This is a genomic window from Candidatus Thiopontia autotrophica, from assembly GCF_982804495.1.
In genome coordinates this window covers 1-1487 of sequence record NZ_CEYDPX010000048.1, presented here as the reverse complement: position 1 = coordinate 1487, position 1487 = coordinate 1, and the positions used below count along the sequence as shown (strand labels likewise).

The following is a 1487-nucleotide window of genomic DNA, read 5'->3' as shown; positions in this document are numbered from 1 at the left end:
TTATTTTGTTATAATTTAATAAATATTAACTTTTTTGTTGGTATTTTTTCCTTTTTTTATCATGATAATATGGAGATAGTTATGAAGAACGTAACAAAAGTAGTAGCACTAGCTACAGTAGTGGCAGCAGCTTCAGCTTCAGCTGGATTTTTTAACAATAACAATGGCTACGGCAACAACAATAATGGTTGGGGTGCTGGTAATGGTCTTTCTAACTGGGGTCCTTTTGACGGCGGTTCTAACATGGGTCCATTCAATGGCGGCTCTAACTGGGGTCCATTTACTGGCGGCCAGAACATGGGCCCTTTCAACGGTGGTTCAAACATGGGTCCTTTCTCAGGCGCTCAAAACTTCGGTCCTTTTTCTAACAACAACAACATGGATAACGATTCTGATTGGGGCTTCCATTACAACAACAAGAATAAGACTTCTAACAAGTCTAACGCAACAATGGATGGCAAATACGCCGGTACTGCAGACGCTAACGCTAAGGGTGTAGCTGATGCATACGCTAAAGGTAAAGCTGATGGTTTTGCTAAAGGTATTGCTGATGCTTACGCTAAAGGTTATGCTGATGCAAAAGGTAACGCTGCGGTTGATACGCGTGATCAATATGCACCAATCCCTGCTGCTGCAAAATAATTAATATTTAATTATTGAGAGGGTGCTTTTGCACCCTTTTTATCGTCTATTGATAATATATTATAAAACTATAATATAAATAGTGTATAATATGTGCAATTCCAAATTATAGAGATATGGGGAAATCGATATGAATATGATGAAAAAAACACTACTAAGCTCACTTTTGTTAGCATCAACCATTGTTAATGCTGGCCCTTGGATGCCGTGGGATAACAACAGCTACAATAATAATGATAGCTTTATGGATTCGTGGAATCCGTTTGCCAGTGGCAATACAAACTGGAATCCATTAGACGCTGGTTCAAACTGGGGTCCTTTTAGTAGCGGATCAAATTTTGGTCCTTTTGATTCAGCTTCTAAGTTTAACCCATTAGACGCTAGTTCAGATTTTGGTCCATTTAATGCAGATCAAAATTGGGGTCCGTTAAGCAATATGAATGACATGGTGAACGAGTCTGACTGGGGTTTTTATTATGAAAATAAAAACAAAGTCTCAAACAAGGGTTACGCAAGAGCAGATGGCAAGTATGCTGAACAGTTAAGTGCCCGTGGTGTTGGCTATGCAGATGGTTATACTAAGGGTAATGCTGATGCTTATTACAAGGGCCAATTAGACGGTTATGGAAAGGCACGTGGCACAGGTCGTTTTGAAGGTTATGGTCAAAAAGGCTACTTAGGCTATACGCCTACAACTGGCAACGGATTCCCTGCACCAAGTAACTAAATTATTTACCAAAAATAACTCACTTTTAGATTGACTCAACTCTAAAAGCCGTTATAATTTCAATTTCATTCCTCGATAGCTCAGTTGGTAGAGCAACGGACTGTTAATCCGTTTGTCG

The 1487-nt window shown here is 39.4% G+C and carries 2 protein-coding genes; both read left to right on the top strand.

The genetic code is table 11. The annotated features are described in order from the left end of the window. Positions 1-642, top strand: a 642-nt coding sequence (locus AC3ZFK_RS08240; RefSeq protein WP_489433790.1) for a hypothetical protein, incomplete at its 5' end; no start/stop codon positions are given. Positions 643-772: 130 nt separating this feature from the next. Then, positions 773-1369: a hypothetical protein gene (locus AC3ZFK_RS08235; protein ID WP_489433789.1), complete on the top strand. Its 597-nt coding sequence runs from the start codon at positions 773-775 to the stop codon at positions 1367-1369. Positions 1370-1487 lie beyond the last annotated feature (118 nt).

Bases quoted from the DNA above. Each gene is read 5' to 3' on its own strand.
- AC3ZFK_RS08235 (WP_489433789.1), top strand. From the start codon at position 773: ATGAATATGATGAAAAAAACACTACTAAGCTCACTTTTGTTAGCATCA.